At 51.7% G+C, this 26051-nt stretch carries 26 protein-coding genes and 1 tRNA gene; 12 read left to right on the forward strand and 15 right to left on the reverse strand.

Annotation, left to right across the window (positions count from 1 at the left end; all coding sequences use genetic code 11):
- Nucleotides 1-11 precede the first annotated feature (11 nt).
- The 5 genes from CAF79_RS27705 to CAF79_RS27725 all read right to left on the reverse strand — a co-directional run bounded on the left by CAF79_RS27705 (nucleotide 12) and on the right by CAF79_RS27725 (nucleotide 5226).
- Nucleotides 12-1031, reverse strand: coding sequence for a LacI family DNA-binding transcriptional regulator (locus CAF79_RS27705; RefSeq protein WP_085701230.1), 1020 nt, complete (start codon nucleotides 1029-1031; stop codon nucleotides 12-14).
- Between the two features lie 3 nt (nucleotides 1032-1034).
- A complete protein-coding gene (locus CAF79_RS27710) occupies nucleotides 1035-2012 on the reverse strand; it encodes an ABC transporter permease (RefSeq protein ID WP_085701231.1) in 978 nt (325 codons plus the stop codon).
- On the reverse strand, nucleotides 2009-3562 hold the full coding sequence (locus CAF79_RS27715) for a sugar ABC transporter ATP-binding protein (RefSeq protein ID WP_085701232.1): 1554 nt from the start codon (nucleotides 3560-3562) through the stop codon (nucleotides 2009-2011). Before CAF79_RS27715 ends, CAF79_RS27710 begins: the two co-directional genes overlap by 4 nt.
- 55 nt (nucleotides 3563-3617) lie before the next feature.
- A complete protein-coding gene (locus tag CAF79_RS27720; protein ID WP_007956008.1) occupies nucleotides 3618-4574 on the reverse strand; it encodes a sugar ABC transporter substrate-binding protein in 957 nt (318 codons plus the stop codon).
- 199 nt (nucleotides 4575-4773) lie between these two features.
- On the reverse strand, nucleotides 4774-5226 hold the full coding sequence (locus tag CAF79_RS27725; RefSeq protein ID WP_085701233.1) for a hypothetical protein: 453 nt from the start codon (nucleotides 5224-5226) through the stop codon (nucleotides 4774-4776).
- 349 nt (nucleotides 5227-5575) lie between these two features.
- On the opposite strand from CAF79_RS27725, the gene CAF79_RS27730 reads away from it, so the two are divergent.
- The 3 genes from CAF79_RS27730 (at nucleotide 5576) to CAF79_RS27740 (ending at nucleotide 7814) form a co-directional block, all read left to right on the forward strand.
- Complete coding sequence (locus CAF79_RS27730) at nucleotides 5576-6664, forward strand: asparaginase (protein WP_007956004.1); 1089 nt, start codon at nucleotides 5576-5578, stop codon at nucleotides 6662-6664.
- 186 nt (nucleotides 6665-6850) lie between these two features.
- A complete protein-coding gene (locus CAF79_RS27735; RefSeq protein ID WP_371917949.1) occupies nucleotides 6851-7120 on the forward strand; it encodes a DUF1654 domain-containing protein in 270 nt (89 codons plus the stop codon).
- A 4-nt stretch (nucleotides 7121-7124) separates the two neighbouring features.
- Complete coding sequence (locus CAF79_RS27740) at nucleotides 7125-7814, forward strand: endonuclease (protein WP_085701235.1); 690 nt, start codon at nucleotides 7125-7127, stop codon at nucleotides 7812-7814.
- A 54-nt stretch (nucleotides 7815-7868) separates the two neighbouring features.
- On the opposite strand, the gene CAF79_RS27745 is transcribed toward CAF79_RS27740, so the two are convergent.
- Nucleotides 7869-8771: a siderophore-interacting protein gene (locus tag CAF79_RS27745; RefSeq protein ID WP_085701236.1), complete on the reverse strand. Its 903-nt coding sequence runs from the start codon at nucleotides 8769-8771 to the stop codon at nucleotides 7869-7871.
- Nucleotides 8772-8858: 87 nt separating this feature from the next.
- On the reverse strand, nucleotides 8859-9224 hold the full coding sequence (locus tag CAF79_RS27750; RefSeq protein WP_085701237.1) for an SPOR domain-containing protein: 366 nt from the start codon (nucleotides 9222-9224) through the stop codon (nucleotides 8859-8861).
- Nucleotides 9225-9474: 250 nt separating this feature from the next.
- Between CAF79_RS27750 and csrA the strand changes: the two genes are divergently transcribed.
- The gene (gene csrA / locus CAF79_RS27755; protein ID WP_003179932.1) at nucleotides 9475-9669 is read left to right on the forward strand and encodes a carbon storage regulator CsrA; all 195 of its coding nucleotides are present in this window, start codon (nucleotides 9475-9477) and stop codon (nucleotides 9667-9669) included.
- Between the two features lie 204 nt (nucleotides 9670-9873).
- On the opposite strand, the gene CAF79_RS27760 is transcribed toward csrA, so the two are convergent.
- Nucleotides 9874-10329, reverse strand: coding sequence for a DUF2214 family protein (locus CAF79_RS27760; protein WP_085701238.1), 456 nt, complete (start codon nucleotides 10327-10329; stop codon nucleotides 9874-9876).
- A 987-nt stretch (nucleotides 10330-11316) separates the two neighbouring features.
- Here CAF79_RS27760 and CAF79_RS27770 point away from each other — a divergent pair.
- The 3 genes from CAF79_RS27770 (at nucleotide 11317) to CAF79_RS27780 (ending at nucleotide 14518) form a co-directional block, all read left to right on the forward strand.
- Entirely contained in the window at nucleotides 11317-12273 is a 957-nt protein-coding gene (locus tag CAF79_RS27770; RefSeq protein WP_085701239.1) for a site-specific integrase, read from the forward strand.
- 592 nt (nucleotides 12274-12865) lie between these two features.
- Nucleotides 12866-13567 carry a hypothetical protein gene (locus tag CAF79_RS27775; protein ID WP_085701240.1) on the forward strand — a complete coding sequence of 234 codons (702 nt, stop codon included), beginning with the start codon at nucleotides 12866-12868 and terminating at the stop codon, nucleotides 13565-13567.
- A gap of 93 nt (nucleotides 13568-13660) precedes the next feature.
- Nucleotides 13661-14518 (forward strand): hypothetical protein, encoded by an 858-nt coding sequence (locus tag CAF79_RS27780; protein ID WP_085701241.1) that lies wholly within the window; start codon nucleotides 13661-13663, stop codon nucleotides 14516-14518.
- A gap of 524 nt (nucleotides 14519-15042) precedes the next feature.
- Here the strand turns inward: CAF79_RS27780 and CAF79_RS27785 are convergent.
- Both CAF79_RS27785 and CAF79_RS27790 read right to left on the reverse strand, forming a co-directional pair.
- Entirely contained in the window at nucleotides 15043-15459 is a 417-nt protein-coding gene (locus CAF79_RS27785; RefSeq protein WP_085701242.1) for a hypothetical protein, read from the reverse strand.
- A gap of 30 nt (nucleotides 15460-15489) precedes the next feature.
- Complete coding sequence (locus CAF79_RS27790) at nucleotides 15490-15798, reverse strand: hypothetical protein (protein ID WP_085701243.1); 309 nt, start codon at nucleotides 15796-15798, stop codon at nucleotides 15490-15492.
- A gap of 124 nt (nucleotides 15799-15922) precedes the next feature.
- On the opposite strand from CAF79_RS27790, the gene CAF79_RS27795 reads away from it, so the two are divergent.
- The 3 genes from CAF79_RS27795 to CAF79_RS27805 all read left to right on the forward strand — a co-directional run bounded on the left by CAF79_RS27795 (nucleotide 15923) and on the right by CAF79_RS27805 (nucleotide 17414).
- Nucleotides 15923-16171, forward strand: coding sequence for a helix-turn-helix domain-containing protein (locus tag CAF79_RS27795; RefSeq protein WP_085701244.1), 249 nt, complete (start codon nucleotides 15923-15925; stop codon nucleotides 16169-16171).
- 63 nt (nucleotides 16172-16234) lie between these two features.
- Nucleotides 16235-16609, forward strand: coding sequence for a hypothetical protein (locus CAF79_RS27800; protein WP_085701245.1), 375 nt, complete (start codon nucleotides 16235-16237; stop codon nucleotides 16607-16609).
- Nucleotides 16610-16784: 175 nt separating this feature from the next.
- Nucleotides 16785-17414 carry a recombinase family protein gene (locus tag CAF79_RS27805; RefSeq protein ID WP_085701246.1) on the forward strand — a complete coding sequence of 210 codons (630 nt, stop codon included), beginning with the start codon at nucleotides 16785-16787 and terminating at the stop codon, nucleotides 17412-17414.
- Nucleotides 17415-17815: 401 nt separating this feature from the next.
- Here the strand turns inward: CAF79_RS27805 and CAF79_RS27810 are convergent, their stop codons facing one another.
- Nucleotides 17816-19090: a hypothetical protein gene (locus CAF79_RS27810; protein ID WP_085701247.1), complete on the reverse strand. Its 1275-nt coding sequence runs from the start codon at nucleotides 19088-19090 to the stop codon at nucleotides 17816-17818.
- A 26-nt stretch (nucleotides 19091-19116) separates the two neighbouring features.
- Nucleotides 19117-20583 (reverse strand): hypothetical protein, encoded by a 1467-nt coding sequence (locus CAF79_RS27815; protein ID WP_139832638.1) that lies wholly within the window; start codon nucleotides 20581-20583, stop codon nucleotides 19117-19119.
- 1143 nt (nucleotides 20584-21726) lie between these two features.
- Here CAF79_RS27815 and CAF79_RS27820 point away from each other — a divergent pair.
- Both CAF79_RS27820 and CAF79_RS27825 read left to right on the forward strand, forming a co-directional pair.
- Entirely contained in the window at nucleotides 21727-23103 is a 1377-nt protein-coding gene (locus CAF79_RS27820; RefSeq protein WP_085701249.1) for a hypothetical protein, read from the forward strand.
- A 128-nt stretch (nucleotides 23104-23231) separates the two neighbouring features.
- Nucleotides 23232-24023, forward strand: coding sequence for a metal-binding protein (locus tag CAF79_RS27825; protein WP_256579514.1), 792 nt, complete (start codon nucleotides 23232-23234; stop codon nucleotides 24021-24023).
- A gap of 349 nt (nucleotides 24024-24372) precedes the next feature.
- On the opposite strand, the gene CAF79_RS27830 is transcribed toward CAF79_RS27825, so the two are convergent.
- The 3 genes from CAF79_RS27830 to CAF79_RS27840 all read right to left on the reverse strand — a co-directional run bounded on the left by CAF79_RS27830 (nucleotide 24373) and on the right by CAF79_RS27840 (nucleotide 25866).
- A tRNA-Ser gene (locus CAF79_RS27830) sits at nucleotides 24373-24462 on the reverse strand.
- 64 nt (nucleotides 24463-24526) lie between these two features.
- A complete protein-coding gene (locus tag CAF79_RS27835) occupies nucleotides 24527-25510 on the reverse strand; it encodes a hypothetical protein (protein ID WP_085701251.1) in 984 nt (327 codons plus the stop codon).
- On the reverse strand, nucleotides 25507-25866 hold the full coding sequence (locus tag CAF79_RS27840) for a nucleotide pyrophosphohydrolase (protein WP_085701252.1): 360 nt from the start codon (nucleotides 25864-25866) through the stop codon (nucleotides 25507-25509). Before CAF79_RS27840 ends, CAF79_RS27835 begins: the two co-directional genes overlap by 4 nt.
- Between the last annotated feature and the right edge of the window lie 185 nt (nucleotides 25867-26051).

Consider the following 26051-nt stretch of genomic DNA (forward strand, 5'->3'; position numbering starts at 1 on the left):
TTCAATTCGTTTCAGCGGTATTCGGTGAACACGCCGGACAGCGGTGCAGTCGATTCACGCAGGACAATACTCGGGGTCACGATCCGCTGATCCGTCGCCAGACCCGGAGCGGCAATTCTTCGCAACAACACTTCCGCCGCCATTTCTCCCAACTGAAGGATCGACTGGCCCACGGTCGTCAGCGCGGGATATACGTAGCGACTCATCTGGATATCGTCGAAGCCGATCACTGAAAGCTCGGCGGGCACGCGCACGTTGCGTTCCGCCGCAGCCCGCAACACACCGATGCCGATCATGTCGTTACCAGCGAAAATCGCGCTCGGCGGGTTGCGTTCAAGCAGGACCGAAGCCGCGTTGTAACCGCCGGTGCTGGTGTAGTCGCTTTCCAGCACGCGCGACGGGGACACTTCAATCCCGGCCTCTTTCAGCGCTCGAGAAAAACCGGCCTGACGCATTTGCGCAACACTGGTACTGGCAGGACCACCGATCGTGGCGATGTCGCGATGCCCGAGTTCAAGCAGATGCCGTGTCGCGAGGTACGCGCCATATTCGTGGTCGATGCGCACCAGGTCGGCGTCTACGCCTTCGAGTCCACGGTCGACGATCACCATCGGCGTCTTCACGCCCGCCAGCCCTTGCGCCAGGCCGCTGTCACCACCGGCAGAGGCGACGATCAGGCCGTCGATGCGTTTTTCCAGCAGGACCCGCAGATAGCTGCGCTGTTTGTCCGGGTTGTCGTCGGAGTTGCAGAGGATCACGCAGTAACCGTTACGCTCGCAGTAATCCTCGATCCCGCGCGCCAGTTCGGCGAAGTACGGGTTGAGACTGTTGGGCACCAACAAACCGATGGTTGCAGTGGTTTTCGCTTTCAGCGAACGGGCCACGGCGCTCGGCACATAGTCGAGACTCTTGATCGCCGCCTCGACCTTGAGCCGCACTTCTTCGCTCACCGGTCGGGTCTTGTTTACTACGTGGGACACGGTCGTGTAGGAAATTCCTGCAAGTGCCGCCACATCCTTGATCGTTGCCATTTATCAGCCCCGTCGGCTTGCACGTTGACTGCGGTAGGTGTCGAGCACCACGGCGATCACGATCACCGCACCGGTGATGATGCGCTTGGTCGGCTCGGTCGCGCCAATCTGCGCCAGACCGGCCGCCAGCACGGAGATGATCAACACGCCGAAAAAGGTACTGATCACCGAACCACGCCCGCCCATCAGGCTGGTACCGCCGATCACCACAGCGGCGATCACTTGTAGCTCAAGGCCGGAACCGGCGTTCGGGTCGGCCGCTTCCAGCCGGGAAATCTGGAACAGTGCCGCAATGCCGGCGAGCAGCCCCATCAGGCTGAACACCAGGATCTTGTAGGGTTTTGGATTGATTCCTGCCAGCCGCACCGCTTCTTCGTTGGTGCCAATGCCGATCAGGTAGCGACCGAACACGGTACGGGTCAGAACGGCCTGGGCAATAAAGATGACCAGCAAGGCAATGATGAACGATGGCGAAATGCCGAAGGCAATCGGGTTCGAAAGCCAGGCGAAGGAATCACCGATATAGGCGGTGCGCGAACCGGTCATCTGATAGGCCAGGCCACGGGCCATTTCCAGGACACCCAATGACACGATGAATGACGGAATTCGCCACGCCACGGTAATCGAGCCGGTAACTGTGCCGGCCAACGCCGCGACGGCCATACCCAGTAAGGCAGCCGGCATTACGCTCCAGCCCCAGCCAAGAATCGCCACGCTGACAGTGGATGCCGCGAGTGCCAATACCGAGCCTACCGACAGGTCGATCCCGCCGATGATCAGGACGAACGTCATGCCCACCGCCAGAACCATCAGATCGGGAATCTGGTTGGCCAGAGTGCTGAAGGTGTTGTACGACAGGAAATGGCTGCTCATGACCGAGAACAGCGCAATCATTGCCAGCAAGGCGCCGGCCAGGCCCAGATAAGTGCCGAGGCCGTAGAAATTGCCACTGGATTTGCCGGCGGAAGATGCAGTTTTCATGGGAGATCCCTAGGCGCTGCTTCGTTGAGCAACGCATCACGTTTCTGGTAGCCGGCGAACGCGGCAGCAAGCAAGTCGTCCTGGGTCCAGCTGTCGCGCTCGAAAGTGTCGATCAGGCGCCCTGCCGACAGCACGCCAATGCGATCACAGATCAGCATCAGCTCGCGCAGGTCGCTGGACACCACAACCAGCGCCTTGCCCTGACGGGTCAGTTCACCAAGCAGGTTATAAATGTCGAATTTGGCGCCGACATCGATACCGCGAGTGGGCTCGTCGAACAGCAGCACCGAACAGTCGCGCTCCAGCCAGCGGCCGATCACGACTTTTTGCTGGTTGCCACCGGACAACTCGGACACCAACTGGGTCGGACTGGAACTGCGGATGCGCATGGCGTCGATCTGCCGCTGCGCGAGCTTCGTTTCATCGCCGTTGTTGACGAACCCGCCGCTGGAAATTTCCGGCATGTTACCCAAGGCAATGTTGGCGCTGATCGACTGACTCAGGAGCAGGCCTTCGCCCTTGCGATCTTCGGTGATCAAGGCGATGCCGTTGCGCACAGCATCGACGGGCGAACGAATGCTCACCGTTTTGGCCGGCGAACCGAGCGCCACCGTGCCGCTGTCCGCGACGTCGGCGCCGAAGATCAGCCGCAAAAGCTCGGTGCGCCCTGCCCCGATCAGCCCCGAAATGCCAAAAATCTCACCGGCGCGCACTTCAAAGGACACGTCGCGAACCTTGTCGGAGCGGGTCAGGCCTTTGACCGTCAAGGCCGGCGCGCCGATATGGCGAGTCCCCAGATCGATATGCTCGCCCAGCTCGCGGCCAACCATCAGGGTGACCAGTTGCTCGCTGTTGTAATTAGCCATCGGCTCGACGCAAACCAGGTTGCCGTCGCGCAACACGGCAATGCGCTGTGCGACCCGGGCCAGTTCTTCGAGACGGTGAGAGATGTAGATGATCGAGACGCCGCGCGCCTGCAACCGGGTGATTTGCTCGAACAACATCTCGACTTCGCGGGCGGTCAGCATCGCGGTCGGCTCGTCGAGAATCAGCACATGACAATCGCCGATCAGGTTACGGGCGATCTCGACCATTTGCTGGTGACCGATGCCCAGCTCGCCGACCAGTGTGTCCGGATCGATGGCATCGAGGCCGACTTGAGCCATGGCTTCGATGGCGGCCTTGCGCAGTTGCTTGCGGCTGATCCAGCCACCGTTGCTCGGCAGATTGTCGAGGAACAGGTTCTCCGCCACCGAAAGCGTCGGCAGCAGATTGAGCTCTTGCATGACCATGCGCACACCCTGCTCTTCAGCTTGCGTGCGACTGCCGGGGCGATATTCCTTGCCCTGGAACTGCATCTGACCGGTGGTGGGTGTGACCAGCCCGCCGATGATCTTCGACAAGGTGCTTTTGCCGGCACCGTTCTCACCGGTCAGCGCCAGTACTTCACCGCGCATCAACGTCAGGTCGATGCCGGTCAGAACCGGTTGCGCGTAGGTCTTGCCGATACCGCTGACCGAGAGGACAGCGTTCGGAGCGGAAACTGACATAAAAATCTCCATGCGCTCGCCCGGACGGACGAGCGCCGTTGTGTCGCCAAAGGACTTATTTGGTGACCAGCTCGACCGGCGTTTCGATCACGCCATTTGCACCACTGTCGACTTTCTCGCCCTTGATGATTTTCAGCGCGGTCTCTATGCCAAACACCGCTTGTTTCGCGGCGTACTGGTCGGCAGTCGCCAGAACGCGGCCGTCCTTCAGCATTGGCTTGATGGCATTGATGTTGTCATAACCGACAACCTGCACCTGACCGGCCTTACCGGCAGCGCGCACGGCGGAAACAGCACCCACGGCCATGCTGTCGTTACCGGCCAGCAGCGCCTTGACGTCCGGGTATTCGCTGAGAATCGAAGCGGCCACCTTGTTGCCTTTGTCGATTTCCCAATCGCCGGACTGCAGGGAAACAACCTTGATCTGCGCAGCTTCCATCGCATCCTTGAAGCCAGCAGTACGCTGCTGGGCGTTGGTCGTCGTGGAGACACCTTCAATGATGCCGACTTCGTCACCGGCCTTCAGTTGCTTGGCCAGGTATTCGCCCACCAGACGCGCGCCCTTGCGGTTGTCCGGACCTACGAACGGAACGCTGATGTTTTTGCTTTTGATCACGGCCGGATCGAGCTGGTTGTCGATGTTGATCACGGTGATACCGGCATCGACCGCCTTTTTGATCACCGGCACCATTGCCTTCGAATCAGACGGTGCGATGACCAGAGCGTTGACCTTCGCCAGAATCATCTGCTCGACGATGCGCGTCTGCCCCGCCGTATCGGTTTCGTCCTTGATGCCGTTGGAGATCAAGTCGAAATCGGCGGAATGTTCTTTCTGGTAGGCTTTGGCACCGTCTTCCATGGTCAGGAAGAACTCGTTGGCCAGGGATTTCATGACCAGGGCGACTTTGGGTTTTTCAGGGGATTCGGCGAAAGCCGAAGAGACAGGCAGTGCGGCGGATGCGGCAGCCAGCATGGCGACAGCAAGAAGACGTCCAGCGAATGGCAGCTTCATGGGTTCACTCCGATCTTATGATTATTGTGAGCAACGCTTGCACTGGCGTAAGCTCGCTGCACCCCACGACGATCAATCATCGCGAAGGCCGCGCAAACGTTTGCGTAGACCGAACTATGCGAATCACGCCGACATTTGTCAACAATCAGAAATCGGTATTGCGTTGCAGGGCGAATCCATCGATCCGCCCCTGGAGTGCTCAAGCCGTGGTGTTGACCACGTTACCGGCGGAGGAGCCCTTCGACATTTCCTTGACCAGTGCTGCGGAGACCTCCAGCAGCGCACCGCTGGTTTGGGCGATCTGCCCCTGGATTGACATCACGGCTTGCGACTTGGCTTCGGGTGTTGGATAACTCGCAGCCTGCGCGGCAGCCAGTTGCTGTTGCTGCTCCTGAAGCTGCTTTTGCAATTCCTGCATGCGTTTCAACAGCGTCTTGATAGTGACGCTCAGATTGTCACCGCCTTCAGCCTCGCGCGCGCTTGCTTCCTGGGCAGGACCACCGGTTCTGACCTGATTGGTTTCAACCTTCTCGATACCCAGTGCCTGAGCAGACGCGTCGGCTTCAGCTTCACTCATTGCATTGATCGTAGCAGCCGTTTTTCCGCCGATAGTGACCGCGCCGGGATTTGGCAAACCGATAGTGAATGACATTTGAACTCCTGAAAAATTGGATCCCTATCAAGACGCATCGGCTAACGCACCGTTTTCTTTAGCTGAGATCTGAAAAGCTGCCAGCTCAGGCTGTGGACGAGATTCGTAGTCCTTTTCGGTGAGCCGAACAAGAAAACATCCCGCGTTCGGAAACCCGGATGAGTGACGGAAGCTCACAGCCAGCCTTCGAATAAATCTTGATTTAAATCATAAGGTTAAACATTTCTCTGAAGCAGATTACGACTGGTACAGATCCTGCTCCCTACCTGCACCCCTGGCATTCAGATTGGCCCGGGGCGCATCTAGATGAACCTGCATCAGCACCGTCTCACTACTAGAGAGAAAAATAATGACATCTGCTTTGAAGAGTTTCGTTCCGGGCGCTTTGGCCCTTCTCCTGCTCCTGCCCACCGCCCTCCAGGCAAAAGAAGCTGAAACCCAGGCCAAACTGGCCAACGTGGTGGTACTGGCCACCGGTGGCACCATCGCCGGCGCTGGCGCCAGTGCAGCCAATAGCGCGACCTATCAGGCTGCGAAAGTGGGCATCGAACAATTGATCGCCGGCATCCCCGAACTGAGTACGCTGGCCAATGTGCGTGGCGAACAGGTCATGCAAATCGCCTCGGAAAGCATCACCAACGAAAACCTCCTGCAACTGGGTCGTCGCGTTTCCGAGCTGGCCGACAGCAAAGACGTCGACGGCATCGTCATCACCCACGGCACCGATACACTGGAAGAGACCGCGTACTTCCTGAACCTGGTGGAAAAAACCGACAAGCCGATCATCGTCGTCGGCTCCATGCGCCCGGGCACTGCCATGTCGGCGGACGGCATGCTGAACCTGTACAACGCCGTGGCCGTCGCCAGCAGCAAAGAGGCTCGCGGCAAAGGCGTACTGGTGACCCTGAACGATGAAATCCAGTCGGGTCGCGATGTCAGCAAGATGATCAACATCAAGACCGAAGCCTTCAAAAGCGCCTGGGGCCCGCTCGGCATGGTGGTTGAAGGCAAATCATACTGGTTCCGTCTGCCAGCCAAGCGCCACACCATGGATTCGGAGTTCGATATCAAGAACATCAAGAGCCTTCCTGATGTAGAAATCGCCTATTCCTATGGCAATGTCAGCGACACCGCATACAAGGCTCTCGCCCAGTCCGGCGCCAAGGCGATCATCCATGCCGGCACCGGCAACGGTTCCGTTTCCTCCCGCGTGGTTCCGACCCTGCAAGCGCTGCGCAAGGACGGCGTGCAGATCATTCGCTCGTCACACGTCAATGCCGGCGGTTTCGTCCTGCGTAACGCCGAACAGCCTGATGACAAATACGACTGGGTGGTGGCTCACGACCTGAACCCACAGAAAGCCCGCATCCTGGCCATGGTCGCGCTGACCAAGACCAACGACAGCAAAGAGCTGCAACGGATGTTCTGGGAATATTGATTTGCCTTCGTCCGATCCTTTCCTGATCGGCCACTGGCTTCACCCTTCGTCAACCTGACGGAGGGTGAAGCTCCCGCCTCGCTCAAAGAAAAATTTCATCTGCGTGACATCAAAACCGGAAAACCATTGTCAGAGGATTTTCTTGAATTTTAAGCAGTTGCGAAAATGCCTACAGTTAAATACTGTATGCACGTACAGCTTAATAAGGATAACCTCGTGGTCACTTCCCCTGATGCTCCTGACGCTTACGAACGCATGGGCATGCGCGTTCAGAAAATCATCAACTCCCCCACCGCACAAAAAGCCAAAGCCGCACTGATCTTCCGCCTTCCGGACGAACCGGTGGATGAGTGGGAGCGCTTGCTGGAAGAGATCGACGAAAACGACAACGTCACCCTCGCCTACCGCGACGATGGCGGCGTGCAGATTTTCTGGGTTGTGCCGAAGGAAGATTGATTCAATGATTCTGCGTTTTGCTGCTGTGCTGTTGCTGTTCATTTCCGTGGGTGCGCAAGCTGGCGCGCCGCGTACTTTCACCGAGGCCAAGAAGGTCGCCTGGAAGCTCTACGCCCCACAATCCACCGAGTTCTATTGCGGGTGCAAATACACCGGCAACAAAGTCGATCTGGCCGCCTGCGGTTATGTCCCGCGCAAGAACGCCAAGCGAGCGGCCCGCATCGAATGGGAGCACATTGTTCCGGCCTGGCAGTTCGGCCATCAGCGCCAATGCTGGCAGGAAGGCGGTCGCAAGAATTGCACCCGCTACGACCCGAGTTATCAGAAAGCCGAAGCCGACCTGCACAACCTGGTGCCGAGCATCGGCGAGGTGAATGGTGACCGCAGTAATTTCAGCTACGGTTGGCTGCCGGTCGAAAAAGGTCAGTACGGCTCATGCCTGACACAGGTTGACTTCAAGGCAAAGAAGGTCATGCCCCGCCCTTCGATTCGCGGCATGATCGCCCGCACCTACTTTTACATGAGCAAACAATATGGCTTGCGCTTGTCGAAGCAGGATCGGCAATTGTACGAAGCCTGGGACAAGACTTACCCGGTGCAAGACTGGGAACGCCAGCGAAACCAGAGCGTGGCGTGTGTGATGGGACGCGGCAACGATTTCGTCGGCCCGGTGAACCTAAAAGCCTGCGGATGATTGCTTGATCAAAAGAAAAGGCCTTGAGCGATAAACTCAAGGCCTTTTTTTTGCTCAACCGCCGGACTTGTTGTAACGCCAGTAACCCATCAGATTGAGTGATTCGCGAGGGATGCCGCGCTCCTTTATCAGGTATTTGCGCAGGCTCATGACCGCGGCGGATTCTCCTGCGACCCAGCCATAGAATCCCTCGCTGGCCGTATCGGCGATCTCCCACAGAATCTCTTCTTCGATGTCGACATCCGCCAGTTCGACCGCTTGCCCAGCCGTCGATGCGTCAACAGGCAACGTCGCCTGCCGCACAGCCTCCACCATCAACGTACCCGCAGCCGCGTGATCGCGAATCAGCCATTGCACCGAAAGCCCGGGCCAGTCAGGAACGGCCAACATGTCTTCACGACTTTCGACTTCAAAAAACGCCTGAGTCTGCGGCGGTTCAGCCAGCGTCGCCAGCTCTTCCAGAATTCCCATGGCGGCCGGCAATGCTGTCGCGTCGGCGACCAGGAGAAGTTGCTTGAGCGTTTGCGGAGGCTTCCATTCAAATCCCCCCGCCTCTTTTGCCGAAAATTGGCTGTCGGGGGCCAGAATCTGCATCGACTCGCCGGGCTGTGCTCGCAACGCCCATCGGGAGGCCGGGCCGGTCTCGCCGTGCAGGACGAAATCGATATCGACCTCACCTGACTCAGTGCGCAAATGACGGATGGTGTAGGTGCGCATCACCGGGCGACGATCAACCAGCATCGAGCGAAACCGGGCATACCACCCCTCCCCCTGAGAAAGCCTGGCGGGCGAACCGTCTGCTGCGGGAAAAAACAGTTTCACTCGCTGATCCGGTGCCCAGGTTGCCATCTCGGTGACAGCAGGGCTTGCGAGCGTGACTCGCATGAGATGCGGGCTCAACTGCTGCTTGTGACGCAAAACAACGTCGAACAACTTGTAAGGATTGGCGGAGGCCATGCGGAGCTCCTTTTGAGTGTCTTCAGTGATGGCTTTAAAAACGAATCACGTGGGACACCCTTTAGTCAGCTCCGCCGAATGGATCGCTTATTGCGCGGCCGTGCGCTCAAGTACCAGCGTCTCGATGTTCTGCTTCTTCGCCTTGATCAGCGCGGCATTCACATCCGCCTGACGCGCCTCGGCGTCAGCCTTCGAATTGAAAGGGCCAAGGAGAATCCGGGTCTTGCCGCTGGCGTCCTTGATGACACTGGCCACAAAGCCATGCTCGATCAGCCAGCCGCTGAGGTCGCTGACGGCTTGAGGTGTTTCACCGCGCACTTCGAGATCCCACTGCGGGCCCACCGCAGCAGGCGCCGTTACCGCCGCCGGTTTCGGCTTTTGCGCATCCACACTCTTGCCTTCGCCACATCCTGCCAGTGCCAGTGCCGCGACTACCCAGACCAATTTGCGCACAACGCTTCCCTCTGAATTTTCAAAGCGGCGATCTTAACATTCGAGAATAGTTTCGGAGCCCCGTAAAATGGGCACAAAACTACGAGATTGATGCTGGCGGCCCCTGTATAGTTACGCGCTGGGAATTAATGCCGCTGCTGCGCGTCAGAAAGAGGCACCCAAACAGTAAGACTTCGCACTAATCTATACGTACCACCGACCTCTGCACTGTCTGAATCAGGTGCCCTACAAAGCAATCAAGGAGAAGACCATGCTGATACTCACCCGCAAAGTCGGTGAAAGCATAAACATTGGTGATGACATCACGATCACCATTCTTGGCGTCAGCGGCCAGCAAGTTCGAATCGGCATCAATGCTCCAAAGAACGTTGCAGTGCACCGGGAAGAAATCTACCAGCGCATCCAGGCTGGCCTGACCGCACCGGACAAGCCACAAACGCCCTGAGCCCTATCGTAGTCAGTAGCCAGTTTTGCCTGCGCGCAATGACTGGCTAAAGATTCAAGCGCCGTATTGCCATTCCCCCACCTCCCTGGTGACGGCGCGCGCCACGCCCCTTCCTGCCTCAAGCCTTTTCGCAACCGATACTAACCTTCATTCAATGGGCTGGCTGTCGGACATTTCCGAATAGCAGCCGGGAATCTCGCCTGCTTAACCAAATGTGACGCCACGCGCCATCCCGGTAGCCGCCACGACCATCAATATCAACAGCAGCGCTTCGGCATGACTGATCCGCGCGAACACCTTTGCTCGCCCAGTATCAGGGGCAGTGCCGCGCGCCTTGGCCACGCGCCATTTGATCAGGGTGATCATCGGCAAAAGCTCCAGAAGCAGAATCAGCACAAACAACGTCATCTTTAGATGGAACAGCGGCTGGTGCAGGTAGTAATCGGTTCCCTTCTCATAACCTCCAAAAGCCCGCATGCCACCGGTGATAAGCAACACCAGCGCCGAAAGCCCCCATAGACTGTCGGCAAGCAATACGCGCCCCACCTCACCCGAGCCGGACGCCAGGCGGCTGAAAGACGTCCCACGGGTCAACACCGCCCAGAAACCCATGGCAAATGCCAGTAAATGTATCGCCGCAAGAAACCAGTGAACCAGCATCGATGTGCTCCCGTCCGGCAGAGTTGAAATCCGCCTGACAGTAGTAGTCGAAAAAGTGTGGACTTGCCTGTCACCCTTCCCGGAAACAGGAGCGAGCGAGACGAGAAACGGGCAGAGGTATGAGAAAGGCAAATAGCAGGCAAAAAAAATCCCAAGCAGCTGATGGAAGCTTGGGATTTAAAAATGCATAAACCGTGGTGGTGAACGCGGGGCGGATATTACTGATTTATTCGTCTTGTAACAACGTATTTTTGATAACCGGATGGTTAATAAAATCCGTAACCCATTAAATATCCACATTATTTAAAAGGGAGATCGCGAAATCGGCGACGAATGGATCAAAATCCATCGCAGCCAATAAGCGCCTGACCCAGGATTTTACAAGAATGAGTCAGGATCGCCCGGATCAAGGTTCTTCACCGTTCCGCTGTGCGGATACCCGAGATTGATCAGCAGCTCTCGCATCAGCGAGTTGGACGTATCAGTCGTCCCACGCCGCAACGCCTGTTCGCACTGGAGACGACCACAAGACGTATGAACAACTCACTGTGAAAATTTAGACCCAGGCATCCGTAGCCGGAGGGAGCGCTCATCTCGCATGCAAACCAGCGCTCTCCCTACTCTGACGGCTCTTGCGACAGAAGCTATCTTTTCCAGCGACTGAATCATTCTTCAACAAACTTTCAATATCGCCTGAACCCGCGCGCCTGAGTTGGCGAATCATGAATACATTCCTGCAAATGTGCCGGAGTGCAGCTGTGATCGACCGAACCGAAATTTGCAAATGCTGTGAAATCGCAGACAACAAAAAAGGGCCCACCTTTCGGTGAGCCCTTTCAGACCGCCCAGCAGAGCGGATTTTGTTTGGTAGGCGCGATTGGACTCGAACCAACGACCCCCACCATGTCAATGTCTGCTTGAGCAAGCTGCAAGCTGTGGTGCTCAAGGGTTTCACAGAACGCCCATTCACATGATGAGGCGTCAAATATGGCCACTTTCCGCTTACTCCCGTCCGGCAGCTGGAACGCTCAGATACGGGTCAAGGATAAATCTCCGCAGTCCAAAACCTTCAGCACCAAAGCGGAAGCAGAGTTATGGGCGAGCCGGGTCGAAGCAGTGACAATGGATCGCAAGCACCACACCATCTTTACGTTGGGCATGACGTACTGCGAAACGATGCTCAAGGGCAAAGGCAGCTACGACCACGCACTGAAAATTGTTGAGCATCTAGGAAGGCACTTCACACAACCCATTCACGAAATCACCCCGCAGATGATCAACGACTTCAAGATCATGCGATTGAAGAAAGTGAAGCCATCCACGTGCAGGACGCAACTCGCGTTCATGTCCCGCTTCTATAGGTTCGCCAAACGCGGCTTGCTAATCGACATCCACAACCCAGTAAGTGATATCGCACTCCCTAAGCCTGATCGGTCTTCCGACAAGGTGATCCGTGCAAGTGAGCTTGAGCTGCTGCTTGAGAAACTGTCTCCAACCATGAAGCTCATTGTTGAACTCGCCTACGAGACCGCCATGCGGCGATCCGAAATTCTGAAGCTGACGAAAGACTGCCTACATCTAAAAGATCGTATTGCTGATGTGATCGACGGCAAGAATGGCACAAGGTCCGTCCCCCTCACCCACCGGGCCATTGAAATCCTTGAACTCGCCCAGCTATGGGCCACTGTGGAGCGTCACCCCAACAACTTGCTCTTCATTGTCACTCCACACGCGGTGTCACAGGCTGTACGTCTGGCACGTGTAAAGGCGGGATTAGACAGCAGCGTCAGACTGCACCAACTCAGGCACACCCGAATCACCAATGTCGCCAAAAAGGGCTTCAACAACGCACAAATTATGATCGTCTCAGGCCACCGAGATACACGATCCGTTGCCCGGTACTCCCATTTGAATGTCAGGGATGTTTTGCACCTCATTGATTGACGAACTGGATGGGCCGCCAGCCTCGATTAACTGAAAGGTTGGCGGCCCCGAAAACTCGTTAGAAACCATCGATAAACCCGAGCATAACCTGCACTGGATTCGTCATGCCCTGAGGAACAACTGTCCTTCAGTCCAGTGTTTACGGGCTTACATGGCTGTCTGGACTAAGCAGGATGCTTTCTCTCCGCTGAAAATTGGTTTCGTACGAACGGGATATTAGATGCGGCTAAACCATCGCTTTTGCGGTACGCCTACAACATTCAGCTTGCACATGCAAGAAATAAAACTTGACAAATGATGGCACTTTGACTGACAATCCTCAAATCGACAAAACATACCGAATACGTCCCGCACCCATACAGTGCCAGATGGATCGGTATTGCTTTGTCTGCAAACTGGCTGACCACCACCGACGGTCAATGCAAACCATGAGAAATAGCCATGACCATTGCAATGAAAGCAAAACCAACCTCGAGGTCGACGACATCCGAAAGCTGAGTTCATTCACTCCTCTGTAGAGAGAAATGCTGCTGATGATGCCGACCAACGTGTCGGTTTTTTTTCGCCCAAAATTCAACCTATGGAGGTATCAATGAACCAAAATTTCATGCATGACCGTGTTAAGACCATCTACGTACTGCCACAACTGGCAGGCGTCCGCCTCGACTACACCCTAGGAGAGGAGCTTCCACTCTTTGGACCGCTAGCAGCGGACAAACTGGTTCATGGCGTGGGTTACAACTCGTCAGAAAGACGTAGGGCGCTCTCATTAACAGTCCATGAGACCACTTCCCCCGTGTACAGGCGATGGCTGGACATGCTCACGCGGTGCTACAAGTCACGAGCTGCCGCGTATGAAGGCTGTACCGTCTGCCGGAAGTGGCTGGATTTTCAAGAGTTCGCTGACTGGTTTGTTGCTCAGACATACTCGGGTGCCAAAGACGCAGAGCTCGATAAAGACATTCTTGATCCAATCAACAAGGTTTACTCGCCAGAGTACTGCTCAGTCGTACCTAGAGTGATTAATCAGATGTTCCGAGATACCCGAAGCCAGCGCGGCAAGCTGCCCATTGGCGTGTCGATTGCAGCGAGAGGAAAAGGCTTCATCTCTCGTATTTCGAAAAACGGAAAGCACTTTTATCTCGGGAAATTCAACGATCCAATCGCAGCATTCGAAGCGTACAAGGCAGCACATTCCGAATATTGCGATGAGCTTGCAGCAACATATGAAGGCAAAATTGATCAACACGTCATCAGGCGACTTCAAACCTACTCCCGCCATATCCGGGACTGATGATGTGATCTTGAAGCCGCAGGCGTACCTGCGGCAACCACTACTAACGGGGCACACGCCTATGAAATGAACTTGAATACAGGAGAACCATCCATGCCACACCCATTTGTTCTGAATTTGATCCCCACCTCAGCCAATGACGAGTTGACTACTGTAGCTGGAGTCGCACCGATCCCAACAAAATCGGATTCTAGCCACAACCTTGATGCACCGACAACCGAAGATCAGGTTGTGCAACTACGACGGGGCGGTCTATCGATTGCCAAAATTGTGCAAGCCACGGGACTCCCTGAACGCAGAGTCAAAGCCCTGATTAAAGATGTACCAATGGGAATCTCTACACCCTTTGATAAATCCGTGAGTCGAATTTATGACCTCGCGACTCGCCCTCAAGGAATCAAAGACTACGAGCTTCGCGGCATCTTGCATCAAGAATACGGTTGTAAATGGGATACTACTGACGGGCGTTATTACAACAGTTTCGACGCAGATGTGGTCAAGCGAGTCAAAGAAAGGGTGCGACAGCGTGCGTCCAACGAGGACTCACATGTCATCTTCGTAATGGACTGGGTAGATGAAACAGCGCCAACCGGAAGTCGCCTCTTTCTCGAAGAATCTGCACTCAATTTGATGTGCAGGATAGATGAGTGCATCAATCAGTTCATGGAACTCCATTGTGCTCGTGCGGCAGAAGACAGTGAAGATGCCGACTTGGCACAACGTAAACAGGCATTTGCTGCTCGAAGGCATATTCTGAAGATCGTGAGCGGACTTGGTGCGGAACCTGTCGCCAAACTACTTGCGCGAACGACTGCCGTAACGAATTCATTGGATGGCGTCCCTGACATGAGCCGTCCAAAAGTTCCAGACTCACGAGACGAATACTTCCCAGAACCGTCGTACAATGACCCGTTTCTAGAATATGTCGAGTCTCAGGGTTGGCTGGGATAAGCGACCTAACACGTAGTAATCTGACCTGTCCGGCTCACGCCCACCATATGTATAGGGTCGGACACCGGACGGGGAGCTCACAGTTACACGCGAGTGAATCTGCACCTGTACGAGCGTTTCTGCATCGTCACGATTCCGGATCAGCACACCAGTAAATTAATATTGTATCAATACACATCCAAGCTCTTGCTCTTGATCTGCTCCAACGAAGGTGACGTGCAATAACTGTCAGCATCCGCTGGCAGGGAGACACTGAATACGTTCCGATTCGTTTTTTCACCAAAAAAAATGAGTCAAGATCAAAGGCAGGAGCTTGATTTTGTTTTTAGCGTTTCTGTTGTGTTGCTTAACCGATAGGTCGTAGGTTGATTCGCACGTATAGGTGAACAATTGAAAGTTCACGCTCTCGGTGCGAGAACACTGGCGGAGCCAAGAGATAGTAACCCTTCAAGCTCCGCTTGGCGGACATCATTATAAGTTAAACTGGTTACTGTGCTATGGGCGTTCTCTTTGGTGTAGTGTAGTTATAGTGCGTCATCTATATCGTCCACTGTGACAGTGAATCTTTCGTTTACTTGGTTTATGGTCAATCCGGACTTCTTGCAGGTGGCAATGCCACGTCGATAGATGTCATTGATTTTTTCTTTATCATTGCTCTTGACGGCCGCTACGAAGTAGCTGACTAATATACTGGCAGTGTTGCTTGAGGTGTCTGTCATTGTCTGTAGCGTGGTTGCTGGATACTTGTTCTTCGCAGCGACTGCTTTCATCTTGACTCCAGCGATATCGCTTGAGCTATCCATCATCTTTGCGTTGATGTACTTTTGTGAGGCAAGAAAGCCAACGCATTTCGATATGTCGTTTTCTTCTTCGGATAACCCTCCTGCAAGGCTGGAGGTGCTGAATGCAAGTAGGACTGCTGAAAGTATCAGTTTTTTCATAGTGCAAAGCCTCTTCTTGGGGGTGGTGGCTTACCGCAAATAAAAGTAGAGGAACACGACAAACAGAACTACGAATATCACTCGGCCTTGAAGCACGTCATAGTTTAATTCGTCTTTCTTGATCTGCTGGTAGGTATCGGTATCACTCAACCCTTGCGTTTTATAAAGCATGATTTGATTGATTTGCTTATCGATTTTTTTGTTGTGAGCGTCATTGCTCCGCATGACTATTCCCCACACCAATAGCCATAGCCCTCCTGTCAGCACCGTAAGAATCACGTGCAGGACGTGATTTGTTGTCTTCTTTTGGTTGGTGAGTACAAACAGTTTTTCGTTCATGGTTCATCCTTGCGACATGGCTGGTGGTCTGGGTGGTACCGCTTGGGGATTGAATTTATCCCAAATTCAGATATCTGAAAACCAGATATAGCTTGGAAGGCTGCCCACCCGTAGCAAGCCAGCCATGCCCAAGACGATTTATAGACCAGAACACGCTGCACTCTTGTCGCTGCTGAAGAAGTACAGGAAAGCTGCTGACCTGACTCAAGTACAGTGCTCAAAAGCTCTAGGTCGTCCACAGTCCTTCATGAGTGACGTAGAAAGCGGGACACGTCGATTGGATATCGTGCAGCTACGTGATTTGTGCAAAGTCCTGGGAATTGGCCTGCAAGACCTGATTGCAGAGCTTGAGAGGTCTCTGGAGGAGCTCTGACTACGGGATATTGGTAGGAGTGCTACGCTGCCGCTCAGTCAGAACAGCATAAGGAAATGAGCAATGGAGCTGAAAGACTTCATCAAGAGCAGCCTCTGCCAGATTGCAGAGGCAATTCTTGACGCAAATGAGGAGCTGAGCGGGACTGATGCCGTTGTCAATCCCACTCGAATGCAGACACACACGAATAATTCTCAGGCTTATGGCCGCACCGTATCGGAAGAGGACGACACCCATCTTTCCAAAACTCGAATTGTTGAGAAAGTCGAGTTCGATGTCTCCGTCACCACCGACGCGGAGACTCAGGCAAACGGCGGAATCAAAATCTCAATTGCTTCCGTGAGCATGAAAGCTGGTGGTGAGTTCAGCGATAAACTTGGTTCAGAATCGCGAATCAAATTTTCAATTCCTATGGTTTTTCCTTCTCGAAGGACGTGACGCCGTCGTCGCCCCCAGATGGGCAAAGGCAGGCACTATCAATGGAGTAGACCTATCCGGTAGTGCGGCGGACGCTCCGCAGTGGCCAAAATAAACTATCAATTAAGTCTTTAAAATAGCTTAACGATAAATTATCATTGTTCTATCAAATTAAGACTCCAAAGGATAGTCAGCCATGAACGCCCACTTGTACCTGCGAGCATCGACCAAAGATCAAGACGCCAACCGTGCAAAAGTGGCTCTGGAGTTGTTCGCTGTCGAGAAGGGTTTGAGTATCGTTGGTGTGTATGCAGAGAACATCAGCGGGACCAAGCTCAACCGTCCTAAGTTGCTTTCCTTGCTCGATACTGCCGAGAGTGGAGACGTGCTATTGGTTGAGTCTGTAGACCGCCTGAGTCGCCTCTCACAGGCTGACTGGGACACCCTCAAGGCCACTATCAAGACCAAGGGATTGCGTCTGGTTGTAGCTGATCTGCCTACCAGTCACATGCTGGTTGAAGCGAAGGGCATCACCGGGCAAATCATGGATGTTATCAACAACATGCTGATTGATTTGATGGCAACCATGGCACGACTGGATCAAGAGAAGCGCGTGGAACGCATCATGCAGGGCTTGAAGAACAAGAAAGCTGCTGATCCTGATTGGAAGCCAGCAGGCAAAGGGCGGAATGCCGCCACTTGGGCGAAGGTACAGGCGCTGATGCAAAAGCATTCAACGATGTCTGCCGATGAGATTGCAAAACTGGCTGAGTGTGGTGTCGCTACGGTATACAGGATTAAGCGAGAAACAAAGGCAACCCGATGATCACATACTCTGGCACTTGGTTGGGGCTTCGGCGCCAAAACATCGAAGGTTATTTTCAAATTACAGCGGCGCTCCTTTGGCCCCCTCGCACTCGGCTAAGCACCTCAGGCAAACCACAAGATTATTTTTTCCGGCGACAAACCAAACGCCTATCGAAGAGCACCCGAAATTTTGACGAGGCTGGATTTTACTCCACATCGGGACACCTTGATTCATTTAAGAACAAGCCAAATAAGCACCTCGACTCTACCTGAGAATATTGGTAGTGCTAATCTGAAAGCTCACCCTTTAAGACTTAAATATAGAGTTGCGATCATCACAATCACGACCGATCAAGTAATTACAGCCCAACGCCAAAAATCAAAACCGACACACAAAGCATACCAAGACAAAGCTAGCAATCACACTCGCATTAGCTTTACATGTTCACCAAACCTATCAGAAAGCTGTTTATTTAGTTCGTATGAAATCGCAAGCCTATTACTTATCTCATTCAGACCAGAAAACCATTGATTCATCAATCCCTTCAAATCCTCTTTGTGAGTTAACTCAAAGCCATACGACTCTTTCTTAAGGCGACATAAACAAAACAGTAAAACTTGCGTCCAACCGGGTTCAGCCCCCTGAAATACAAGCCAATATGGCCTCTGACCATTCAACACCGCAAGAAATCTCCTGACCTCCTCAATCTCCCATAAATCTCTGGAGTCACTCTCATATCCATACACACTAAATTCTACTTTTCCTAAGGACGACATAAGCGCCTCCCTAGTTACAAGCTGTTGATCAATAAAGCTTAACACACCACTAAAATCTTCCTTCTCAATATCCTCCCTCATAATAGCGTAATGCAATATATCCACATTCCCTTTATTGGAGAGAACAACCCAAGGATCTTCAACCACGCCATAAGTACTTGGAAAGTTAGCCAAATGATTAATGGTGACGTTCGCAGCATGGTATCTCGGAGGCTTAGTATCAATAGTCCCACTCAAAACCCGAACCCCAAACTCTGAACCCTTGGTCATAATTTTGATCACATGCTTCCTTTCCTCGTTGAGCTCCACGCCACGTTGTGGAATAGCAAGATAAAAAGCGAATGAATCAATATATACGTAGCGAAAGCTCCATCGATAGAAGTCCACCTCTGGCAATCTGAACACTCCAACTCGGAATGCATTGGGTGGAATTGAGCTACTAGCATCTTGCCTATGTGCTGCCTTCCATCCCCCTCCATCCTCAAGCGACGGAGCCACAGTCGAACAAAATAAAATTACGTCATCGCACAAACCATCATTAATGATGTCTTTTGCATAGCCATTAAGAACGTGCAAGTCTGCTTTGTTCGCTCTAGCCGAATTAAATGCAACTTTCAACAACCACCGGATGAGCCTTCTCCTGTCCACCTGTATTTTTTTTCGCTCTTTACCGTAAACTGGATGACAAAAATATTTATCGTATAAGCTTTTTCCGTAATCATCCAACTGACCCAATACAACATTGTTACATGTAGCGCACACATCTTTAACTTTCGGATCAGACTTAACTATTTTATCAGGCGCTTTCTCTACAAAAATCTCCCCTTCATCAGCGGAGTTTGCAGAGTCATACCAGTCAGGGATGATGTGCTCTCGCGTCAACTTCCCTTCAAAGCCACAATAGGCACAATTACCCATAAAATCCTCGACCGACAAATATAGAATTACAGCTTACTAGCACTCGGCTTGAGCTGACCGTCAATGTAGATTATCGATATATTCGAACCGGCAATTGCCTGATGCACTGCATTCATATTATCAACCTGTGTTTGATTCATCCCTAAATCTAGCACTAGGTAGATAGCCTTGCGGGATTTTTCTGACTTCATGTACTCAGGAAGTTGTCGCACAATACCATTTTTAAGATGCGAATTATCTGATTTTTTTATTTCCACAAGCACACTGTTTTCGCCATTAGAGCCAAATTTGAAATCAACCGGCCCTCGGCCAGAATTTGATTCCCTAGCAATCATGATCTTATTCGCTTCACAGTAAGCTTCAGCAATTCCATAAAATGCCAACTGGATCGCCGTCTCATTTTTAATTTTAGACTTCCCATCGTAGAACAGTGTATTCAAACCATTATTCTCGACGAGCTGCTTGAATTTATTGCAAATAGTAACAACAAGGTCGTGCACCTCGCCTAAGCTAGGATGAGCACTTAGAGTCAAGTCTATCGGATTCTCAGACACTGCCTCCACAGTTCTTTGATACCATGCGTACTCACCTTTTTTGTCCTCATTGAAGTCGTATGGCTCTACATCCTTAGATGCATACTGATCAACCAGATCATCAACAAGATCAGGATATTTTAAAATTAGCTTTTTAAGCTCCTCTTTCTTCATACTGGCTAATGCTCGCCAGCTAGAGCCGACCAAAGCATTAAGCGCTTCTCTTATCTCAGCACTATTAATTCCAATTTCATTCGACCCACTCCACTCAAAGGCCGAAGGCAAGTCCCTTAATAGCTCTTTTGGAACTAGCAGAACAGGCTCTTTTGTAAATGGATTTTGGGGGAGATTAGTTTTACGATCTACAACACCACCCCAACCCTGTGGCAAAATCTTCTTATAGATATTCGAGGAGTAAGTTAGAATATCGCCCTGAATGATATTGGCAGTCATATCACTAATTCGATCAGCCCCAAAGTTATCCTCAAACAAGCCAACCAACTCAAATAGCTCAGGGTCACTTTTTCCAGCATCAATAATTAGCTTAGCAGTTGTTAAAATTCTATCTCTAAGCCCTTTACCAATACCGCTACCCGAAGTCCCCCCGGTAGAATAGCCAATACAAAGCCCACGCACTTCGTGCCAACTCATTTTAGTCGCAGCGGACTTCCAAAAGGGGTCGTTTTTACGCTGACTGTGCTGCAATAGCTTCCCGATTGCTAAAAATCTGCTTTGTAAGTCTGTATAACTGGAGGAAAACTCTGGTGTTTTACAATGTTTTAGTAAGAGCGGATCAATAAACAGACGAGTATCGTGATCGAGAATGGGGTCGAAGACCCCTAGGGCTTCCAAGCTAGCGTTGGAAATTCCGAGGTATTTAGATAAAGACGTTGGCATGACAATCCTTGTGCGTTGGCATTCTCTGGCAAAATGCCATGATGCCGAGGCACTTTCAATCATCCTATCGTCTTGTCATGCCAATGCGCCTCATATCCACAGAGAATCCACTCAGGTGACCATCGTCTCGATCTTACCCACCCAACCACAAATTTCCCTAAGAATGGCCTTTCGCCACAATAGCAGTTGGAAATGAGCATTTTCTGAGGGGAAGACTACGAGCAAGACTTAGAACATGAAAGCTCATGCAAGGAACGGAGGAGCTTGGAGGTAGGGCTTTAGGTTGGTAAGCTGCGAAGTACGGTGCACCACTTAGATGTACCTAAACGCTGTCACACTTCGAGACTTTTGACTGAAAAATCCTTGCAGAATCAAGGACTTATAGAATGGAGGCAACCCCACCAGCCACACCCCGGCACACAATGTTCTCGTTGTGGCTGCTCCCTTCCGGGCCTGACCCATACCAAGGCTGGACGCAAGAAGCTAGGACGTCCAGAAGCAACCGACACGACAGCATCGGTGCAGCGTCTGAATGACACGGGCAAGGGTAGTCGCTGAGCTGGGGAAAACGGCACTGGAATAAATCCTAACGCCCTGAAGGATTCCCGCCCTCCTAGGTAGGTGTATACTGGAATGAAGACTGAAGTGTAACGACTCCGCAGGCCCCGCCCTGTAAGGTTTTCAGCTCACATCGTCATGCACGCAAGAGTGCGAAAACCCACGACGAATGCAACGAGCATTCACCTTTGACAGCGAACACATAGCCCGCCATTGAGCGGGTAGCGTCATGCCCTCAGTTCGTACAGTCACAGCACGTTGTCATAGAGCGTCCTACAGCCAAGCCAAGCAACGCTGACACACCACCCACCTTCTGATCACACCCACCAACAGCGTCACAGGCAGCCACAGAAGTCAGGCCGTGCGTAGGGTGTCCGTCACTTATTTTAGAATCACTCAGCTTTTAAAACAGGGTGTCCGTGTTCGCGTCAAGTAGCTCAGGTGATAACCCGGTTTCGGAATGATTGACACCTACCATTATTTTTCCCTGAGCTGAATCAAAGAACGCCTTGAAGTGCATGACCTTCGCGGCGCGGGATTTGGCGTTACGTTTGGAAAATAGTCTCGCTGCAAGCACATCCGACGATTGCTGCACGTAAGCCGCAATGTCAAAATGCCGCTTTTTCACAAGTGCGAGTGGTAAAGTAAATGGTCCAAGGGAAAAGTTTGCTTGATCCAGATTTAACGCTGTCTGAGAACATCAAGAAGACCAGTGCCCGCTGGAACCCTTTGAGAAAAATTGACACTCTCGGCCAGTTCGACTTTGCAACTGGCGTGGTAATGCTCGACTCGCTGCAGTCCCACCACGTGAAAGGAGTTTCTTTAGCCTACTTAAAATCCGAAGAAAAGTTTGATCTCACGACCTATACGCGACTTGCAAAGTGCCTGCCTTTGGTGGTGCATGAGTACACGCACTTTGTAGACTGTACTTCTACTGTTTGGGGCTTGAGGCATCTAAGCATGCTCCACCGTGCGTACACATGCGATATAACTGATGAAAGCAAATTCCATGTGATGCGCACCTGCTACAATCATCTTAAGCGAATCAAGCTTCCCGACTACTATACCACTGTCGAGGATCAGTTTAATCCGGCCCGTCCTTGGCAATGGAGGGTAACTTCTGGCCGGGAGTTTCGCTATGACGGTAAGCCGAGTGAGCGCCCTATCTTTTTTATACGCTTCTTTAATAAAAACTGGGAGCCAATTGTTCGGTCTCCGATTTCTACGGTTTCATTGCTTGAAACTTGTGCAATGGCTGCGGAGCTAGATGCCCATGCTTCTCTCTTGAAAAGAATTGAGAATGACGAGGAGCGTCTTATTCAAACAAAAATATTTGAAAAAGAAAGCTTTGAGTACATCTACAATACAGAGCTAACCGAATATTCGGTGTGTGTTCATCTGGTGGCAAATTGCTTTAACGCGAAAGAGGCCATGCAGGCTTTCTGGGGTTCCGCGATCATTGCAAGAGTGGTTTTAAACTCTAGCAAGGATGTTTACAGATTAATTCTCAAAAACATTAAAACTTTCTTCGATGGCGTTAGATTGCACCCCTCCGAACCCGAGGCTAAAGCAATTCGTCGCGGACTAGATAACTATGACTCGGGTGTTCTATTTTACGTTCTTTGCCTGAGTATGGATAGAAGTTCTTTAGATTCAACAGGAGACTTTGCCATGTCCCTCTTGTCAACCTTGCTCAAGTATGATGTTCATTATGTGCGTGATTACGAAAAAGCAATGCTTCAAGAGGCGCAAAATGTGTTAGCGGAGGTCGGTGCGAGCTCAGTAGATACCCTTGCTACACTTGTCAAGGCAGGATATGAAAATCTAAACTCTATGATTGGAAAGTACGGCATGATCAATCTGCATAAGATGAACCTGCCCCCTGTCTTGCTTGGTGATAACAGTGAGTATACATTCCACGATGTGGATGGGAATAAGCTTAAGAGTCTAGAAATTGAATGGTCCTTTCTCGAAATGTTGGATGGACAATTTAAAATGCAAATCTTCGGAGATGCGTGCATCTAGTCGACCAGCATGTCAGGGGTGCTGCAGCACCCCTTTTTACAACTTATTATTTTCTCATGACAAGATGCAATTTGCCATGCTAGAGGATTTGTATGGGAGACTTTACTAAGCGGTTAACTGACCGACGTATGCACACTGAGATTGTGCGAGGTCATTGTTTGATTTGTGGAACCTATGGCAGGCTCACTTGGGATCATGTACCGCCCCAAGGAAGTATTACAATCACCAAGGTTGAACAAGTGCATTTAACTGAAGTAATGGGGGTTGATCCCGTCCCGGTCAAGGGTGTGAAGTCACCCAACGGCAGTAAATTCAAGACCATTTGCAAAGCCTGTAACAGTAATCATCTAGGTGCAAATGATCAAGAGGTGGCAAGGGTCTATAAGGAACTCACTTCGCTTGTAGCTAATCACTTTGCTTATGCCAGTAATCATCTCGATTACGTCTCGCTACCTTTCGATGCTGTGAGATTCTGTCGTGCAATGATAGGACACATACTGTCAGCTACGTCTGTCGATGAGTGTAAACGTGAGCCAGTAGAGACGCCGTATTTCACACCGCTACAGAACTTTGTAATGGGTGACAATTTCGCTATAGGCAATACTCACGATTTGTATTGCTGGTTTTACCCTCATCGTCATCATCTGAGTGCAAAAATGTTTGCATTCAAAAATCGTAGAAACATTTGCACCATCAGTGTGCTTTCATTCTTCCCCTTGGCATTTTCTATTACTGAAAAGGGCAAAGGAATCTACCCCTCTGGAGCAACTAAGGTAGAACTTACTGATGACCGACTTTATGTAAATTTATCATCGGGACATTTCCCATATTCTGGATTCCCTTTTACTCACTTGTCAGATGATCAGATGATTTTGATGTCAACTGCTCAGGCGATCGTGAGCTACCCAATCAAAGAATAGAAGGCTTGTATGATGCGGGTAGAAGTCCTGAACTGCTGGCTGAACTCCAACACCCCTTGCTGCCAGAGGATGCCCAGTTGGTTGTTAGCTCCTTTTAGTACGTCGATAGCGTCGTACAGGACGTCATAAAGGCGGGATCATCTATGAGGTATGGATGACCCAGAAGCCTTCACGGAGGCTGCAAACGCCCTTCAATTCGCGTTAGATGCTGCACAGCTACCTGCCGACAGACATGCGAAGAAATAAGCGTTTCGAGACCGTAAGCTTCATAATTTGAGCAGTACAACGGAGTAGTGCAATCCCAAACAAAAAAAACCGCAGAACTTGATCTACGGGGCTTTTCTATGTGTGGCGGAAAGATAGGGATTCGAATCCTAGGTACCAGTGAACGCACAACGGATTTCGAATCCGTCTCATTCGACCACTCTGGCATCTCTCCAACAGCGCGGACGATGGGAAATACCACAGAAACATTGAGTAAGTTACGGTTATGTAGCTAGGTTTCAAGTAGCTCCAGCTTCTGCTGGCTCGAAGCCATGCGTATCTCTGTGCCATTGAAAGTACTTCTTCGTTTTCTGGCTCCAAGCAGGTACGACATTACCCAACACACCATCAATGTAACTCGATATAGCCGCAGGCGCTTCGAGGGATGGATGCCTAACAACCGCCCCGTTCTTCACCGAAATGTATCCGAATTCAAAAAGTGGGTCACATCCCATACGACACATAGGGGCTGCAATATTTTCGATATCCAGCTTTTCCTTTCTGTCGCAGGAAGCCCGTTTTTTTATGTGCGCAGCAACCAGCATGTTGCGAGGATAGTCGTTTAAGCAGATGCAGCATGTACCAGTGGCCAAGCCTTTAAAGAGATGCTTCACGATGAAGCGGTGCTCGTTTCTAGTCGGTCTCGTAGCAGAACCATCCGTTTCCATCTGGAGACTAATTTCAACGCGAGCCTCTTCGAGACTTATAGGCTCATCAGCAAGCTCGTACAGTAGCTTCTCGTAGCGATCAATAATCGCTGCACTGTCTGCTTCGGAGAAGCGATTGAAAGACATACGAGGCTGGCTTTCGGTGCAGAGCAGGATGTCAGGATATGGAATAGACACATGGCGTACATCCGAAACGAAGTAAACGTTCTCCCAAGTGATTCCCTCACTGACGTCTTTAAAACCCCATAGATGAAGAGCAAGGGCTCGATTATGGGTGCGATGAGTAAACCTCGACACGACTGTAACCATTCCTTTGACGTTGAAGATGACCACGTCGTTTGGAGCCATTCTCAGCCAAGCAGCTTCGGTATTGCTGGGCGATAGCCCCCAGATATACAGCTTGCCCGAGGGATTCTCTGCTCGCAGTATCGCACCAAGCGCAGGATCAAGAAGGTGCACGATATCGTCAAGAAAGATGGGGTTGAGTATGGTGTTCTGAAGGTTCTGCCTCGCAACTGGATCAGAGCAAGGCTGGTACACAACTGCGGCAGTCATTTCTCTCTCCTTGAGTACTTCACAGCATTGCCCTTGGACCTATCAACGGGATACTTCTCTGCATTTAGTTTGATTTTGGTTTGGGCCGCCGCTGCAACGTCGATCTGTAGCCTATCTCCCAGTCTGAGCAGGTAAAGCAGAACATCGGCCATCTCTTCTTCAACGGCCTTTACTGCCTCATCGCTAAGGACAGCACGCTCACTCTGTTCAGCAGTGAGCCACTGAAAGAGCTCTGTAAGCTCCCCCACCTCACCGGACAATGCCATCACTAGATTCTTGGGGGTATGGAACTGATCCCACTCCCTCTCGTTAGCAAACGCAGCCAGATCGGACTGCAGTTGTTTCAGTACGTCCATTCCGATTCCATGCACCATGATCAAGATAGAGTGGACGCTAACGACTCCGACAAAGCCTGTCTAGCCGTCAACACATCACACGCTCACCAAGACCAAAATGTAGAAGAATCACAGCTCAGAACAGGTCTTGTAGGCGTCCACATTGCTCGGTGTGAACGAAGCCTATATTTTGTGAACGTTCTGAA

Origin of the sequence: Pseudomonas sp. B26(2017), from assembly GCF_002113045.1 — a bacterium.
In the GTDB taxonomy this organism is placed as follows: domain Bacteria; phylum Pseudomonadota; class Gammaproteobacteria; order Pseudomonadales; family Pseudomonadaceae; genus Aquipseudomonas.

Excerpts from the sequence above, each read along its gene's own strand:
- CAF79_RS27760 (WP_085701238.1), bottom strand. The coding sequence starts at position 10,329 with ATGCTGGTTCACTGGTTTCTTGCGGCGATACATTTACTGGCATTTGCC.
- CAF79_RS27730 (WP_007956004.1), top strand. The coding sequence starts at position 5,576 with ATGACATCTGCTTTGAAGAGTTTCGTTCCGGGCGCTTTGGCCCTTCTC.
- CAF79_RS27835 (WP_085701251.1), bottom strand. The coding sequence starts at position 25,510 with ATGACTGCCGCAGTTGTGTACCAGCCTTGCTCTGATCCAGTTGCGAGG.
- CAF79_RS27800 (WP_085701245.1), top strand. The coding sequence starts at position 16,235 with ATGGAGCTGAAAGACTTCATCAAGAGCAGCCTCTGCCAGATTGCAGAG.
- CAF79_RS27810 (WP_085701247.1), bottom strand. The coding sequence starts at position 19,090 with ATGGGTAATTGTGCCTATTGTGGCTTTGAAGGGAAGTTGACGCGAGAG.
- CAF79_RS27820 (WP_085701249.1), top strand. The coding sequence starts at position 21,727 with ATGGTCCAAGGGAAAAGTTTGCTTGATCCAGATTTAACGCTGTCTGAG.
- CAF79_RS27740 (WP_085701235.1), top strand. The coding sequence starts at position 7,125 with ATGATTCTGCGTTTTGCTGCTGTGCTGTTGCTGTTCATTTCCGTGGGT.
- CAF79_RS27705 (WP_085701230.1), bottom strand. The coding sequence starts at position 1,031 with ATGGCAACGATCAAGGATGTGGCGGCACTTGCAGGAATTTCCTACACG.
- CAF79_RS27735 (WP_371917949.1), top strand. The coding sequence starts at position 6,851 with ATGCACGTACAGCTTAATAAGGATAACCTCGTGGTCACTTCCCCTGAT.
- CAF79_RS27770 (WP_085701239.1), top strand. The coding sequence starts at position 11,317 with ATGGCCACTTTCCGCTTACTCCCGTCCGGCAGCTGGAACGCTCAGATA.
- CAF79_RS27725 (WP_085701233.1), bottom strand. The coding sequence starts at position 5,226 with ATGTCATTCACTATCGGTTTGCCAAATCCCGGCGCGGTCACTATCGGC.
- CAF79_RS27745 (WP_085701236.1), bottom strand. The coding sequence starts at position 8,771 with ATGGCCTCCGCCAATCCTTACAAGTTGTTCGACGTTGTTTTGCGTCAC.
- CAF79_RS27795 (WP_085701244.1), top strand. The coding sequence starts at position 15,923 with ATGCCCAAGACGATTTATAGACCAGAACACGCTGCACTCTTGTCGCTG.
- CAF79_RS27825 (WP_256579514.1), top strand. The coding sequence starts at position 23,232 with ATGCACACTGAGATTGTGCGAGGTCATTGTTTGATTTGTGGAACCTAT.
- csrA (WP_003179932.1), top strand. The coding sequence starts at position 9,475 with ATGCTGATACTCACCCGCAAAGTCGGTGAAAGCATAAACATTGGTGAT.
- CAF79_RS27780 (WP_085701241.1), top strand. The coding sequence starts at position 13,661 with ATGCCACACCCATTTGTTCTGAATTTGATCCCCACCTCAGCCAATGAC.
- CAF79_RS27785 (WP_085701242.1), bottom strand. The coding sequence starts at position 15,459 with ATGAAAAAACTGATACTTTCAGCAGTCCTACTTGCATTCAGCACCTCC.
- CAF79_RS27815 (WP_139832638.1), bottom strand. The coding sequence starts at position 20,583 with ATGATTGAAAGTGCCTCGGCATCATGGCATTTTGCCAGAGAATGCCAA.
- CAF79_RS27805 (WP_085701246.1), top strand. The coding sequence starts at position 16,785 with ATGAACGCCCACTTGTACCTGCGAGCATCGACCAAAGATCAAGACGCC.
- CAF79_RS27790 (WP_085701243.1), bottom strand. The coding sequence starts at position 15,798 with ATGAACGAAAAACTGTTTGTACTCACCAACCAAAAGAAGACAACAAAT.
- CAF79_RS27715 (WP_085701232.1), bottom strand. The coding sequence starts at position 3,562 with ATGTCAGTTTCCGCTCCGAACGCTGTCCTCTCGGTCAGCGGTATCGGC.
- CAF79_RS27775 (WP_085701240.1), top strand. The coding sequence starts at position 12,866 with ATGAACCAAAATTTCATGCATGACCGTGTTAAGACCATCTACGTACTG.
- CAF79_RS27840 (WP_085701252.1), bottom strand. The coding sequence starts at position 25,866 with ATGGACGTACTGAAACAACTGCAGTCCGATCTGGCTGCGTTTGCTAAC.
- CAF79_RS27720 (WP_007956008.1), bottom strand. The coding sequence starts at position 4,574 with ATGAAGCTGCCATTCGCTGGACGTCTTCTTGCTGTCGCCATGCTGGCT.
- CAF79_RS27710 (WP_085701231.1), bottom strand. The coding sequence starts at position 2,012 with ATGAAAACTGCATCTTCCGCCGGCAAATCCAGTGGCAATTTCTACGGC.